At 62.0% G+C, this 14,206-nt stretch carries 13 protein-coding genes and 1 riboswitch; of the genes, 7 read left to right on the plus strand and 6 right to left on the minus strand.

Annotated features, from left to right (window positions below; translation table 11 throughout):
* The first annotated feature begins 246 nt into the window (after positions 1-246).
* Positions 247-1,779 (plus strand): alkaline phosphatase, encoded by a 1,533-nt coding sequence (gene phoA, locus I7X09_RS03970; protein WP_124566500.1) that lies wholly within the window; start codon positions 247-249, stop codon positions 1,777-1,779.
* Positions 1,780-1,816: 37 nt separating this feature from the next.
* On the opposite strand, the gene I7X09_RS03975 is transcribed toward phoA, so the two are convergent.
* The 4 genes from I7X09_RS03975 to I7X09_RS03990 are packed head-to-tail and all read right to left on the minus strand — an operon-like array spanning position 1,817 to position 5,446.
* Positions 1,817-2,587: a (2Fe-2S)-binding protein gene (locus I7X09_RS03975; RefSeq protein WP_095968967.1), complete on the minus strand. Its 771-nt coding sequence runs from the start codon at positions 2,585-2,587 to the stop codon at positions 1,817-1,819.
* Complete coding sequence (locus I7X09_RS03980) at positions 2,584-3,417, minus strand: ABC transporter ATP-binding protein (RefSeq protein ID WP_200315674.1); 834 nt, start codon at positions 3,415-3,417, stop codon at positions 2,584-2,586. Before I7X09_RS03980 ends, I7X09_RS03975 begins: the two co-directional genes overlap by 4 nt.
* Positions 3,414-4,454 carry a FecCD family ABC transporter permease gene (locus I7X09_RS03985; RefSeq protein WP_200315676.1) on the minus strand — a complete coding sequence of 347 codons (1,041 nt, stop codon included), beginning with the start codon at positions 4,452-4,454 and terminating at the stop codon, positions 3,414-3,416. Before I7X09_RS03985 ends, I7X09_RS03980 begins: the two co-directional genes overlap by 4 nt.
* Complete coding sequence (locus I7X09_RS03990; RefSeq protein WP_200317659.1) at positions 4,451-5,446, minus strand: ABC transporter substrate-binding protein; 996 nt, start codon at positions 5,444-5,446, stop codon at positions 4,451-4,453. The genes I7X09_RS03985 and I7X09_RS03990 overlap by 4 nt, the downstream gene beginning before the upstream one ends.
* A gap of 116 nt (positions 5,447-5,562) precedes the next feature.
* A riboswitch (cobalamin riboswitch) is annotated at positions 5,563-5,710 on the minus strand.
* Positions 5,711-5,779: 69 nt separating this feature from the next.
* Here I7X09_RS03990 and I7X09_RS03995 point away from each other — a divergent pair.
* The 5 genes from I7X09_RS03995 (at position 5,780) to I7X09_RS04010 (ending at position 11,198) form a co-directional block, all read left to right on the plus strand.
* On the plus strand, positions 5,780-7,900 hold the full coding sequence (locus I7X09_RS03995; RefSeq protein ID WP_200315678.1) for an MMPL family transporter: 2,121 nt from the start codon (positions 5,780-5,782) through the stop codon (positions 7,898-7,900).
* Between the two features lie 67 nt (positions 7,901-7,967).
* Complete coding sequence (locus I7X09_RS04000; protein ID WP_234036791.1) at positions 7,968-8,435, plus strand: hypothetical protein; 468 nt, start codon at positions 7,968-7,970, stop codon at positions 8,433-8,435.
* A gap of 280 nt (positions 8,436-8,715) precedes the next feature.
* Positions 8,716-8,838, plus strand: coding sequence for a hypothetical protein (locus tag I7X09_RS29575; protein ID WP_019747629.1), 123 nt, complete (start codon positions 8,716-8,718; stop codon positions 8,836-8,838).
* Positions 8,839-8,888: 50 nt separating this feature from the next.
* Positions 8,889-10,883, plus strand: a complete 1,995-nt coding sequence (locus tag I7X09_RS04005) for an SDR family oxidoreductase (protein ID WP_200315680.1) — start codon at positions 8,889-8,891, stop codon at positions 10,881-10,883.
* 99 nt (positions 10,884-10,982) lie between these two features.
* A complete protein-coding gene (locus I7X09_RS04010) occupies positions 10,983-11,198 on the plus strand; it encodes a hypothetical protein (protein ID WP_234036792.1) in 216 nt (71 codons plus the stop codon).
* Between the two features lie 380 nt (positions 11,199-11,578).
* Here the strand turns inward: I7X09_RS04010 and I7X09_RS04015 are convergent, their stop codons facing one another.
* Positions 11,579-12,568 carry a threonine ammonia-lyase gene (locus tag I7X09_RS04015; RefSeq protein WP_200315682.1) on the minus strand — a complete coding sequence of 330 codons (990 nt, stop codon included), beginning with the start codon at positions 12,566-12,568 and terminating at the stop codon, positions 11,579-11,581.
* Between the two features lie 81 nt (positions 12,569-12,649).
* On the opposite strand from I7X09_RS04015, the gene I7X09_RS04020 reads away from it, so the two are divergent.
* The gene (locus I7X09_RS04020; RefSeq protein WP_200315684.1) at positions 12,650-13,570 is read left to right on the plus strand and encodes a LysR family transcriptional regulator; all 921 of its coding nucleotides are present in this window, start codon (positions 12,650-12,652) and stop codon (positions 13,568-13,570) included.
* Positions 13,571-13,588: 18 nt separating this feature from the next.
* Here I7X09_RS04020 and I7X09_RS04025 read toward each other — a convergent pair whose 3' ends face one another.
* Positions 13,589-14,173 carry a TetR/AcrR family transcriptional regulator gene (locus I7X09_RS04025; RefSeq protein WP_200315686.1) on the minus strand — a complete coding sequence of 195 codons (585 nt, stop codon included), beginning with the start codon at positions 14,171-14,173 and terminating at the stop codon, positions 13,589-13,591.
* Between the last annotated feature and the right edge of the window lie 33 nt (positions 14,174-14,206).

A 14,206-nucleotide genomic window follows, 5' to 3' on the forward strand; every position in this document is an offset into this window, starting at 1 on the left:
TCGGCCGTCAGGGACGACCGACTGCTCGAGGATGCCGAAAGGGAAGACGCACCACATGCATCGAACTGATGTTCGATGCGGATTCAGTCTGCCAGGTCACTCACCCACAGTCAACAGAGCGAATCTCAACCCTCACCGTCTCGTCACATTCAGATGTACGCATGTCTGCACTCCGTTCACTTTGGCCCCAGATCATTAGCGGCGTTCATAATCTCCATCCATACTGTTTCCAGGAGTACTACTCGTATGTCGTTCTCGCGCAACACACGTAGGTTGACGGCCGTCGCCGGCGCCGTCGCCGTTCTGGCCGCTGCCGGCTGCAGCAGCAGCGCCGACGAGGCCACAGGCTCGAACGGCGCGACCGTCGATCGCGCCGCGACCGGCGAACTGTCCTCGAACGGTGGCGCTCGTCGCATCGACGGTGATCAGTCGGCCGCAGTGCGCGACGCCGTCAATGCCTCCGGCGCGAAGAACGTCATCCTCCTGATCGGGGACGGCATGGGCGACTCGGAGATCACAGCCGCACGCAACTACGCCGAAGGCGCTGCGGGCAGCTTCCCCGGCCTCGACGCCCTGCCGATCACCGGCCAGTACACGCACTACGCGTTGACCAAGGACGGCAAGCCCGACTACGTCACCGACTCCGCTGCCAGTGGATCGGCATGGTCCACCGGCACCAAGACCTACAACGGCGCGATTTCCGTCGACATCAAGGGTCAGGCCCAGTCGACCGTCCTCGAGATCGCCAAGGCGAACGGCAAGGCCACCGGCAACGTCTCCACTGCCGAGGTGCAGGACGCCACCCCCGCAGTGCAGGTCGCACACGTCAGTGGCCGCAAGTGCTACGGGCCGGAGGCAACGTCCAAGTCCTGCCCGGAGAACGCCATCGAGAACGGCGGCAAGGGGTCGATCAGCGAACAGCTCCTCGACACCCGAGCCGACGTCACCTTTGCCGGCGGCGCCAAGTCCTTCGCTGAGACCGCGAAAGCCGGTGACTGGCAGGGCAAGACACTCAACGAGCAGGCTGCCGCTCGCGGCTATCAGCTGGTGAAGAATGCCGCCGAGATGAATGAGGTCGGCAAGGCCGATCAGGATGCACCCGTGCTCGGCTTGTTCGCCGACGGCAACATGCCCGTCCGCTGGGAAGGCTCTGTCGCCACCCGTGACGGTTACCTGCAACCCGCCGAAACCTGCGTCGACAACCCCAAGCGAACCTCCGACGTACCCAAGCTCGCGGACATGACGCAGAAGGCGATCGACCTACTGAAGGTCAACGACAACGGATTCTTCCTCCAGGTCGAAGGTGCCTCGATCGACAAGCAAGACCACGCAGCCAACGCGTGCGGTCAGATCGGTGAAACCGTCGACCTCGACGAAGCTGTGCAGAAGGCACTCGAATTTGCGAAGACCGACGGAGAAACCCTGGTCATCGTCACAGCCGACCACGCTCACACCAGCCAGATCGTCACCAACGTCAGCGCAGACGACATCGCCACCATCGCCAAGGACCAGAACATCCCGGTCGAGCGCGCCCAGGAAATCGTCTACCCCGGTCTGACCCGCAAGCTGACCACGAAGGACGGCTCGGAGATGACGATCAGCTACGGAACGTCCGAAGATCCGGCCGTCGAATCCGAAGGGCATACCGGAACTCAGTTGCGCGTAGCAGCTTTCGGCCCGCACGCGGCCAATGTCAGCGGCCTCACGGACCAGACCGATCTGTTCTTCACGATGACCGATGCGCTGGGACTCGACCGTTCCAAGGTCGCAGCTCACTGACCTGACAACACCCGACCCGGTAAAGGCCTGGGTCCAGTCACACCAGAGCAGCCAAGGCGCGCACCCGATCTTCGGGTGCGCGCTTCGGGCAACTGGTGCACTTGCCTTCACCGGGCACCTCGTAGATCAGGCAGCACGACGCCCGCTGCGTGAATCTGCGTCGCCCTGATGCCACTGGTGTCAATGGATTGGAAACGCGCACAACACTTTCATTGCGGTCGACATCGACGAAACGCGGAACCGGAATGCCCGGGTTCTCGCCGCGGAGAACATCGATCAGACCGGCCGCAAATGCACTTCCACGCTCCCTCGCGCTACCGGCTGCGTCAAGGCTGCGATTGGCGATGGAATCCGTCGTGATCGCCCACAGCGCCTGCTGCCGAACGCCGGACACCTCGGCGAGTACTTCGATCACGGGGCTGAGTGAGCGGAACATCGCGTGACCCAACTCCGCCACACTCCGCGAGATCGGAATGACCGATCCGGCAGCAAACCCGCCCAGATAGCCGTTGTCACGCAAGAAGATCCGCCCACCGTCCAACGATGGATCGGCCGCGAACCCGGTGACCATCCCGGTTCCGATCGGAATGCCGGTCAGCGTCGAGCTGGCCGAGTACCACCACAACGTGCCGTTCACTCGGCTGTCCGAACTCCCCCACCGCTCGGCCGTATCGGCGACGCGAGCTGCCAACCACTGGGGGTCGGTCATCAACACCGCGGGCACCGTATCCGGATATGCGGTCAGGTCGTCGAAGAACGGCACAGCTACTGCCATACGGGCGTAGATCCCGGCTATCGATTCCGTCATGCCAGCCCCAATATCTCCATCCGCGGACGTACGCCGCGTTCGACTCGCGCCTTGATGCCGAAAACCTCGGCCAACAGCGGCTCGTCCAACACCTCGACCGTAGACCCACACGCGCGGAGTTCACCTTCGGTGAGCACGGCAAGGTTGTCGCAGTACTCGACTGCCAACCGTAGATCGTGCATCGTGACCACAACTGCGAGCCCCGCCGACGCCAGTTCGGCGAGCAATTCCATCACGATCAACTGGTGACGAAGATCGAGATGATTGGTCGGCTCGTCCAACAACAGAACCTTGGGCTCCTGAGCCAATGCGCGCGCTATCGAGACACGTTGCCGCTCACCGCCCGACAGAGTCGACACGTCCCGTCCGGCAAGCTCGACCAAACCGACCTGCTCGATGCATCGATCCACGATGGTTGTGTCACGATCCGTGCTTCGGTCCAACCAGCTGCGGTGCGGAGTTCGTCCCAGTGCGATTGATTCACGGACCGAAAGTCCTGCCGAGACAGTAGGTTCCTGAACACTTGCCGAGATGGTTCGGGCGATGTCCTTACGCGAGAGCGTCGTCGAGTCGGCTTGATCGATCAGAACTGCGCCACCTGTCGGAGTCAAAGCGTTGTAGCAGCAGCGCAGTGCCGTCGTCTTGCCACTGCCGTTCGGTCCGACCAAGCCCAATATTTCACCGGACGTCACTGCGAAAGTGATGCCGCGCAAGACTTCGCGGTTGCCGAGCCTCGCCCGGGTCTCGACGAGTTCGAGCAGAGGCGCAGCTTCGGCGTCCTTCGGGAGTGTCCCTGTTCTGGCCTGTGTCACTGTTCTGATCTGCGTCACTGTTCGAGCCTCCGATACTGCCGGTAGAGCATCCAGACGAAGATCGGTGCACCGACGAGAGCGGTGATCACTCCGACCGGAACTTCAGTGGATTGTGCCACCGAGCGCGCAGCGGTATCCGCGGCAACCATCGCGACGGCGCCCAGCAGGGCTGCAGCAGGGAGCAGTCGAATTGCTCTGGTGCCAACGATGAAACCGGCCAGATGTGGGATCAGCAGACCGATGAATCCGATTCCACCGGCAACGCTGACTGCCGCGCCCGCCAGTACGGAGACCGCAAGCAAGGACAACACACGGAACCGTCGGACGTTCATACCGAGTGCAGCAGCCCCGTCGTCACCGGTCTGCAAGACGTCCATCCACCGCGAACTGAACAGAAGGGCGGTACCGACGACGACCAGCGTGATCGTCGGGAAGATCAGCGTCGACCATCGCGCATCACCGAATCCGCCTGCAATCCAGTGCATCACCGACGTCACGTGCCGATCGTCGGCCAACACCAGGATGCAAAAGGTGATGAGCGCCGAGAATATCTGGGCGAGCGCGACACCCACCAAAATGATCGCGGTCGGCTGCGGATACCGGCCGCCGATCAGCAGTGCGAGAAACAACGGGATCATCGCCCCGACGAATGCCGCGACCGGGATCGTGAAAACCCCGAGGAGGCCGGCGCCGAAACCCAGCACCGACACGAGCACCACCATGAATCCCGCACCCGACGAAACTCCGAGCAGATACGGGTCGGCAAGAGGATTCCGTGTGACAGCCTGAGCAACAGCACCCGACATCGCCAAGGACGCACCCACCACCGCAGCCGTGAGGGCACGCGGTAGGCGAGAATCGATCACGATCGACTCCCGCGCCGCGGTCCACCACGTCTCGAAAGTCCCTGGCGCCAAACGAGCTCCGACTATCGCCCACACGTCCCCGACGGGGATGCGAACCGATCCGAAGGAGACGGCCAGCCCCAGTACGACAGCCAGGGCGACCGACAAGCCGACAAGGAGGGCGCCGTACCCGTAGCGCGTGCGAGTCACTTCGCCGCGTCAGCGCCCGGATGGAATGCCGTCGCGATGGTCTGTGCCGAACGCACCAACCGTGAACTCTCGAACAGGTCCGCGAGAGGAACCACGACGAACCGGTTCTGCTGAACAGCAGGGGTGGTCGCCATCAACGGCTGAGCACGGAGGAAGTCGATCTTCTGCTCGGCTGTCTTGTCGCCGTAGTCGATGACCACGATCGCCTGGGGTGCACGCTCGGCAACAGCTTCCCACGATGCATCGATGTAGGGCTTCGTCCCTTCGGCGAAGATGTTCGAGACGCCGGAGTATTCCGCAACCAGTTGACCGACACCGACTCCGCCGATGGTTGTCGGAACCTGATCACCGCTGTCGTAGAAGAAGGTGGGTACCGGCGCTGCGTCGCCGACCGAAGCGCGGACGGAATCGAGACCATTGCTGATCTCCTCGGCTACCTCACGGGCCGAATCTTCGACGCCCAGGACTCGGCCGAGTTGCGTGTAGTCGTTTTCGAGCAATCCGATATCGGGGAAACCGGTGCCACAGTATTCGGAGAAGAGGAAGGTGTTGATTCCACGCTCGCCGAAGGCGTCTCGGGAGCGCCCTTGCTTCTCGTTGAAGGCACTGGTCATTCCTCCGACCACGAAGTCCGGATCGACGTCGAGAACCTGCTCCATGCTGGGGAACGTATCGGAGAGGCTGGGAATCTTGTTGAATACATCGGCGGTCTCAGCAGTCGGCGGGTTGTCGCTGTACGCCCGACCGACGATCCGATCACCCGCACCGATTTCGATGAGCGCCTCGGTGACATGCCCGTTCAAGGACACGATGCGTTGCGGCGGCGAATCGAATGTCATCTCTCGATCGCAGTTGGTCACCGACACCGGTTGCGCGAAGGATTCCGCAGCCGACGCGGACTCCGATTCCTGACCTTTGGAACAACCTGCCGAAACCAAGGCGACCGCGACGAGAACAGCGGCGGTGCGGGACGGGGAGAACTGAAGTGACACGGGGACCTCGTAAGGGCTCTGAGCCACGAATGAGAATCCGACAGACAACTCCGCCCGCACGCTGATCCTCGGCCAGAGCTCCTGCTGGACTTCCTTTTCGTAGACCACGACGAATGGATGTCGCACACCGCGCGGTGGGTAATCGGGCTTGCCGACGCTCGGTGACTACCGAGAATCGACCTACCGTTGCGGGTCAGCGCCGGATTCGGACCGGCTTCCCCCACACGCGTGGCTTGCAAGTGCTTCGAGCAGTATGCATGACGTTTCCGATTCAAGACCAAACGCCCACTACAGTCGATCTGGCCAGACACCCCCACACACCGGAGTTGATACATGACACGCTGGGCCCAAACCGTCGTCGCCCGGAAATGGTGGGTACTGAGCCTCGCGGTTCTGATTGTTCTCATCAGTGGGGTGTGGGGACTCGGAGTGTTCGGCAAGCTCAGCCAGGGCGGATTCATCGATCCGGGCAGCGACTCCGCGAAGGTCGCCGACATCATCGAAGACAATCTCGGCCCGCAGACCCCGGACATCATCGCGATCTACACGCCCACGGACGGTAAGTCTCTGGACGACATCGGCCCGGCAGTGACGGCCGCCGTCGACCAGTTCAAGACGGAAGTGCCGACGGCATCGGTGAAGTCGTACTGGGGAACGGACGCCGCGGCCAAGGCCAGCATGCTCTCGAACGACGGATCCATGGCGGCCGTTGCGATCACGTTGGCACCGGACTCGGGCGTCACACCGGCCACTTTCGCCGATCTCTTGCCGAAGCTCGAAGTCGATGGTGCCGAGGCACAATTCGCGGGTAATACGGTTGTCGGCGTCGCGTTCAACACCAAGCTGGAGAAAGACCTGGTGGTCGCCGAAGCCATCGCCATTCCGATCACTCTGGTACTGCTGGTCTTCATCTTCGGCGGCGTCGTCGCTGCTGCGGTTCCCGTGTTCGTGGGTGTTCTCAGTGTCCTGAGCGCGTTGGCGGTTCTGCGGATCCTCACGTTGATCACCGATGTGTCCTCGTTCTCGATCAACGTCGCTTCTCTTCTCGGGTTGGGACTGGCCATCGACTACGGACTGTTCGTTGTCGGCCGGTTCCGTGAAGAACTGAATTCGGGCTCGGACCCGGGAGCGGCCGCTCAGCGGACAGTTCTGACCGCGGGTCGCACCGTCATGTTCTCGGGTCTACTGCTGATCTGCGCGTTCAGCGGCATGCTCGTTTTCCCGCAGGCCGTCATCCGGTCTCTGGGCTTCGGTGCGATCGCTGCAGTGCTGAGCGCGGCAGTCCTGTCGCTGACCGCTGTGCCTGCGCTGCTTGCCATTCTGGGGCACCGCATCAACGCCCTGACGTGGCGCAAGGATGCGGCGCAACGCGGCGAGGAACGCTCGCGCAAGTTCTGGGGCCGCGTCGTCACGTGGGTGATGAAGCGTCCGGTCGCGGTCTCGGTGACGATCGTGGCCGTGCTGCTCGTGATGGCCTCGCCCCTGCTCGGCGCCCGTTTGGGAGAACTCTCGTACACCGCGCTGCCGGACAACGACCCCGCTCGCGTCGCAATGGACACGTTGGTCAACGACTTCCCGCAGACCGGAAACGGCGCGACGATGATCCTTCAGGCCGAGGACGGGAACACTCTCACCCCGGCCGAAGGTGCAGCGATCGCCGAGTCCGCCGGTCAGGTCGAGGGCATCGGTCAGGCGACCGTCGTCGCGAGCACCAATCAACTGATCGCGGTTCAGGCTCTCTACAGCGAGGGCTCTACACCCCAATCACAGAGCGCCGCAGTGACAGATTTGCGCGAGATCTCCGCTCCCGACGGAACGGTGCTGCTTGTCGGCGGTGGTCAAGCCATGGTCGACGACGGCAACAACGCCGTCCTGCACTGGTTGCCGGTGATGATCCTCATCATGGTCGGATCCACCTTGATCCTGTTGTTCCTCGCGTTCGGTTCGGTGGTGCTACCTATCAAGGCGGTGCTGATGGCCGCACTGAGCCTCGCGACCACCTTCGGTGTCCTCACCTTCGTCTTCCAGGACGGTCACGGCGTCGAACTCCTCGGGGTCAGTCAAACTCCGCTGGAAGCGACGTTCGTCGTGCTCATCCTGGCGGTGGTCTTCGGATTGTCCACGGACTACGAGGTTTTCCTGATGTCACGGATGGTCGAGGCCAAGAACGCGGGAGCGACGACGGAGGAAGCAGTCAAGTTCGGAACCGAACGCACCGGCCGCATCGTGACGGCCGCCGCCCTACTCCTGATCGTGGTGACGGGGGCCTTCGCGATGTCCGGGTTGTCGGTGATGAAGTTCCTGGGCGTCGGCATGATCGTCGCGCTGATAGTCGACGCGACCATCATCCGCATGTTGCTCGTGCCCTCACTCGTGAAGTTGATGGGCGAAGCGAATTGGTGGGCTCCCGCGTGGATGAAAAAGGTCCACGCGAAGGTCGGCATCGGCCACTGACCGTGACTGGGCCATGTCGCTGGAGAGTGCCTGGGATCCTGCGGAGAGTCGTGTTTGACTAGGGGTCGTGGATGACCTACCTGAGAGTGTTGTGGTCGGCTCAACAGCGTTTTCGCGAGTCGACTCGGACGATTCGTTGGCGTGCTGGACATCGATCATCGATGTCCAGGGGGTCGGTGACACCAGGCCGGTGAGTCTGGTTGTCGAGCCGGCCACCGTGCCGGAGTCGGCGGTGCGTGAGCTCGCTGCGACCGTGATTGCCCGGTTCGGTGAATTTGCCGAAGTCGCCGCCGATTACCTGCGTCAACAGCTGCGTGAGCCACAGTTCGGCCTCCCCCACTCCGAACTTGTGGAGTTGGACGCCACGGAGTCACTGTTCGGCGAACCTGAGGCGGTGATCTGGGCTGACGGAACCTGGCTGCTGCGGTTCGCTGAGTCAAGGCTCGAGATGGCCGATCCTTTCGGGATCGGTGTTCTGTTCGCGGGAACGACCCCGTATGCGGTCGAGGACTTGTCGGGCGCTGAACCGGTCTAAGTTTGTCGGCCTGGCCACGCCATCGCCTCGACGATGGTGCGCCGGTCTACTGGCGGACGGCCCGTGGCCTTCACCCCCTCGGAACAACGGCCGCCGCATCTCATCCGAAATCACGTAACGCTATGCAAGGAGGGCGCACCCCACTGCGCCCGAAACTCTTCAGCAACAGGACATAGTGGATTTCCCTGATCGGGCAGTCGTCCTCGAGGATGACTGCCCGATCGCCTAAATCGCTCCGCAGGGCGATGTTCTCCGAAGCTGATTTCGTCAGACTTGGAGCATGACAATTTTCGAATGGATCCTTGCAATCCCCGCTCTTGCACTTGCCGTCGCGTTCCTGTTTTCCGGAATCATCACTGCGGGCATCGACTTCGACACCGAGGATGGCGTCATGACGCATTGATGTCCGGTTCCCTCTAGCCGTCCATCTTACTTTGGAGTAAGTTACCGACCATGTCCACATACATCGTCACTGGCGGTACCGGGTTCCTCGGACGAGCCGTACTGCCGCTCCTGCTCGAGCGTGATGAAACCGCCCAGATCCACGTGCTGGTCAGAGCCGGTTCCGTCGCCAAACTCGAAGAACAGGTGTCGGCGATTCCCGACGGCGATCGGGTGCATCCACTCATCGGAGATCTCACCGAGCCCGAGCTGGGGATCGACTCTCCCCCGCTTGCCGACCACGTCCTTCACCTCGGGGCGATCTACGACATCACAGCCGGAGACGAGCAGGCTTCGACAAATGTCGAGGGCACACGCTCCGTGGTCGAACTTGCCGCGAAACTGGGAGCCACACTTCATCACGTGTCATCGGTCGCAGTCGCGGGCGACTATCCGGGCACCTTCAGCGAGACCGATTTCGATTGCGGCCAAGGCTTTCCGACGCCATACCACCGAACCAAGTTCGAGGCCGAGAAGCTCGTTCGAGGACGAGAAGGCCTCACCTGGCGCGTCTATCGACCGTCTGCCGTTGTCGGCAACTCCGTCACCGGAGAGATGGACAAGATCGACGGTCCGTATTACTTGTTCCCCGGCCTGGCGCTACTCGCGAAACTACCTGCAGCACTACCCGTCCCGATCCCCAACCTCGGCGCAACCAACGTGGTGCCGGTCGATTACGTGGCCACTGCCCTCGTCGAGTTGATGCATGTGCCCGGCCGTGACGGCGAAGCGTTCCATCTCGTCAATCCGAAACCTCAACCGGTACGGGAAATCTATGCCGGCCTCGCCAAGGCGGCAGGAGCGCCGCGGCCCGCACTCAGCCTGCCGGGCGTGATCGCCAAACCCTTTGTCTCGCCATTGCCGATCGACTCGGCAGAATCGGCACGAAAGGTCTTCCTCGATCGCATCGGCATGCCTGCAGCATTGCTCGACAACATGACGATGGCGCCGACCTTCACCTCCGAGAGAACCGTTGCCGCCCTCGCCGGATCAGGCCTGACGGTCCCCGAGTTCGGGTCGTACTCGACCGTGCTGTGGAAGTACTGGCGCGCAAACCTCGATCCCAATCGCGCACGTCGCAACCATCCCGAAGGACCACTTGTCGGTCGGATGGTTTTGATCACCGGCGGCTCGTCCGGAATCGGCAAGGCCTCTGCCATCGCCGCCGCCCAGAAAGGCGCCACAGTTCTCCTCATCGCACGCCGCACCGACGAACTCGAGGCCGCGGTACAGGAGATTCGATCAACCGGAGGCAAGGCGTTCGGTTATCCCTGCGACATCACCGACGACGAGTCGGTCCAGCAAACGATCAAAAGCATTCTGGCAGAACATGATCACGTGGACATGTTGGTCAACAACGCCGGCCGATCCATACGGCGCGGCATTTACCATTCCACGGATCGTTTCCACGACTACGAACGAACGATGGCCGTGAACTACTTCGGCGCTGTGCGATTGGTGCTCGCATTGTTGCCCACCATGCGTTCTCGCCGCTTCGGCCACATCGTGAATATCAGCAGCGCGGGAGTCCAGGCGGCAACGCCTAGATTCTCTGCCTACGTGGCGAGCAAGGCCGCCCTCGACGGCTTCTCCGACGTAGCTGCCTCCGAAACCCTGGCAGACGGAATCACTTTCACGACCATCCACATGCCTCTGGTCGAAACGCCGATGATCGCTCCGACCGGCGAATACAACAACGGCCCGATCACCAGCCCGGAAAAGGCTGCGGCAATGGTGATCCGCGCGCTGATCGAACGCCCCAAGCGCATCGATGTGCCGTTGGGAACTCTGGGTGATCTGGGAACCCTGTTCGCACCGCACACCAAGGACCGGATTCTCAACCAGATGTACCAGGCCTTCCCGGATTCTCCGGCGGCAAAGGGTCAGGTAGACAAGGAAACCCCGTCAGACGTTCCGGCAACACCGTCGAGTCAGCGCCATTCACGCTCGCGCATCCGCAAACTCGGCCGTCGTGCTGCCCGACTCGTGCCCGGTACGCACTGGTGACCGGTGATGCGACTTCGCCTCGGAGCGCATTGGCCACCGCAAGGGATCTGCAGTGCTAGTCATCCGAATCTATCCTGACCATCGCCATCCCAGTTCGCTATGGCTGTCGAGGTTTTCGACTGGTACGACGAGGGTTATCGGATCGTGGGCGAACTTCGCGCACAGTTCCCGATGGTGCACGTCAAGCCTGAATTTGCCCAGTACGTCTTTTCGGTCAACGAGAGACGGGAAAGCATGGGGCTTGTGCCGGTCAGCCTTCCGAACGAACCAAAGGCCGGACATATAAGCATCACTGAACTCCTGCACCCCACGTGAGTTTCAGGGCCATGGCGATGACTGCGATCGATACTGCGGCAGTGATCGAGTTTTCCCATCCGAGGGCGAAATACTCTGCGACTGAATCGAAATCCACTGTCTTGCAGGAGGCTACGGGAAACGGGATCCAAGCCCACCCTGCTTCTTCGATAAATCCGCTTCCGTACGAACTTGATCTGCAAAGCTCCGATGCGGACGCCGGGAACCCCCAACGTGAGGTCACCCCGAAGCTCACGATCACCCCAATGACACCTACGACCAGCATGAGTGCGGAAACTTTGCGAGTGCGTGACTTTTCTCGGGGTGAAGTCATTGGCACACCGTACTTCGTCTTTCCGTCAGTTCCCTGCCACTGCACATTGTTCCGATCGTGTTATCGATTAACTGACGACCCTGCGGATCTCGCTCTCAGAGGCATTGGCGCCCGTACAGACGACGGCAACGCGCTTGCCCGCGAAGGTGTTCGGATGTGCGTAGACGGCAGCAAGTGCGGCCGCACCGGCGCCTTCGCTCAAAGTGTGAGCGTCGTAGAGCAACGCCCGCTGCGCGAGGGTGATGTCATCGTCCGTGACGAGCAGGAATCCTCCTAGCCGTTCTCGCATGATGCCCTGAGTCAGTGCGAATCCGGCCCCGGTCGCGAGTCCTTCGACACGGGTGGTGTTCGGGCGCTCGACGCACGTGCCGGAACTCCACGAGTCATGTGCGGCTCGTGCGGCCTCAGACTGCACTGCGAACACCTCGAGGTGCGGTGCAAGCGCACTGGCGACGAGACACGCCGCCGCCGCACCGCTGCCGCCACCGACTGGGACCACCACCGCGTCCAGATCAGGTTGTTGTTCGAGGAGTTCGACGTAGGCCGTTGCAACACCGGCGAGGATTGCCGGCTCATTGGCGGCGCTCACGAGACGCAGGCCGTCACGTTCGCTGATGAAATCGGCGTGAGCACGTGCCTCGTCGAAGTTCACACCGTGCTCGATGAGCTCGGCTCCGAGCATGCGGACAGCGTGAGCCTTGACTGGATTCGCCCCAACCGGCATGACGATCACACACCGCACGCCCGCACCCGCTGCGGCATACGCCAAGGATTGAGCATGGTTTCCGGTCGAGTAGCCGACAATCCCCCGCGCCCGCGTCGCCTCCTCCAGTCCTGCCACCAGATTCAGTCCGCCGCGAACCTTGAACGCGCCCGTGGGGTGCACGTTCTCGTGTTTGACGAACAATTGGCTGCAGGAGCCCGCACCCAACGTCGGGTGCGATATCAGGGGCGTGACCGGTAGATGCCGTCGGACGACCTGACTGGCACGCTCGATGTCTGCCCATACGGGTGGATGTAGCTGGTTTGATGCCGTGAGATCAGATGCCGGTGCCATGTGATTCACCCTGACAAAAACTGATTCATAGGTCCAATACGTGTTTTCGTCCAAAGCATCGAAATCTTCTATGATTTTGGCATGCTCGATCTGATTCGGCTGAGGGTCCTGGTCGCTGTTGCACAGGAAGGATCGGTGACAGCCGCCGCCGATTCTCTCGGTTACGCGCAGCCCTCCATCAGTCACCACCTTCGACAGCTCGAGTCTGAGGTCGGTGTTCCATTGTTCCAACGAGCCGGCCGTGGTCTGCGACTGACGGACGCCGGCGCAGTCCTGGTTCAGCGAGCCACCGAGATCCTCGGCCACGTCGATGCCGCAGTAGCCGAAGTCCAGACGTACGCAGGACTGAGAGCCGGGCGGCTACGACTTGCCGCATTCCCGTCGGCCTTGGCAAGTGTGATTCCGCAGGCCATGGCAGCCTTCACGTCTCGGCACCCCGAGGTGTCCATCAGCCTCGTCGAGGCAGAACCACCCAAAGCGCTTGCACTGCTTCGTAACAACGATGTCGACGTTGCAGTCGTCTTCGCGCACGAGGACACCGCCGATGTCGGGCTCAAGCATGTCACGCAGACGACGTTGCTGGAAGATCCGTTGTACCTGATCACCTCGGCCCGGAATATAGATGCTGCCAACGAGATCACGGACTACGCCGGTGAGACCTGGATTGCAGGCTGCCCGAGTTGCCGCGCCCACCTCCTGACCGCCTGCGGACGAGCTGGATTCGTACCGCGGATCGAGTTCGAGACCGACGACTACGTCGCGGTCCAAGCGCTGGTCGCCTCCGGAAGCGGAGTCAGCACCCTTCCCGCCCTCGCTCTCCTGGCACATCGGAATCCGGATATCCGCGCGCACCGTATTCCCGACGAGCGACGCACCATCTCCGTCGCGACATACAGGAGACCTCCACATGCTCCGGCGATCGACGCGTTCGTCCAAACTCTGACAGCAGTCTCGAAATCCATGCGTGAGCGCGTCGAACTGGATGGACATCCTTGGTCATGAGATCACGGCTACACGGCACTACCCCGTCGGTGATGGCCTGCCGACTACCGCGACGATCAGCGCGGCAAGTTCACCTTTAGCGTCCTCGGGTGAGAGCACTCCGATTACCGCCGAGTGCGAGAGGGCCTCTGCAGCACCGAATATCGCGGTCATCGATGATTGCGCAAGCCCGTCTGCACTGAAAGGGGTGAGCACCTCGCGACAACGCTCGGAGTAGGCGCGTTCCGACTCACGCTTGACCTGCTCCAACTCTGGCGAGCCCTCCAGCGCTGCAAGCACTCCCGTCAGTTCACGACCCTGTGCCAGCGAACATCCGACATAGGAGTCGGCGATGGCATTCGCCCGCCCGCTCAGGGACTCGTCGGCGGCCTCGAGATACTCCGCGAGCATCACAGTCTGACGATCGTCGAATTCCTTGAAGAGGGCAGCCAATAACACGGCACGCGAGGCAAAATGACTGTAGACGACCGGTTTTGCAACGCCGGCACGTTCAGCCAACCGGCCGAGAGTCAGTGCGTCTGCACCCTCCTCTCGCACCAAGGCCCACGCCACCTCCACGAGCTGTTCGTACCTGCCGGCCCGCGACAGTCTCGTACGTGCCATCGGACACCTCCTTGCGCTATATACGAATAGTAA

The sequence above is a fragment of the Rhodococcus sp. P-2 genome (assembly GCF_016598535.1).
Taxonomy (GTDB): domain Bacteria; phylum Actinomycetota; class Actinomycetes; order Mycobacteriales; family Mycobacteriaceae; genus Rhodococcus_F; species Rhodococcus_F baikonurensis.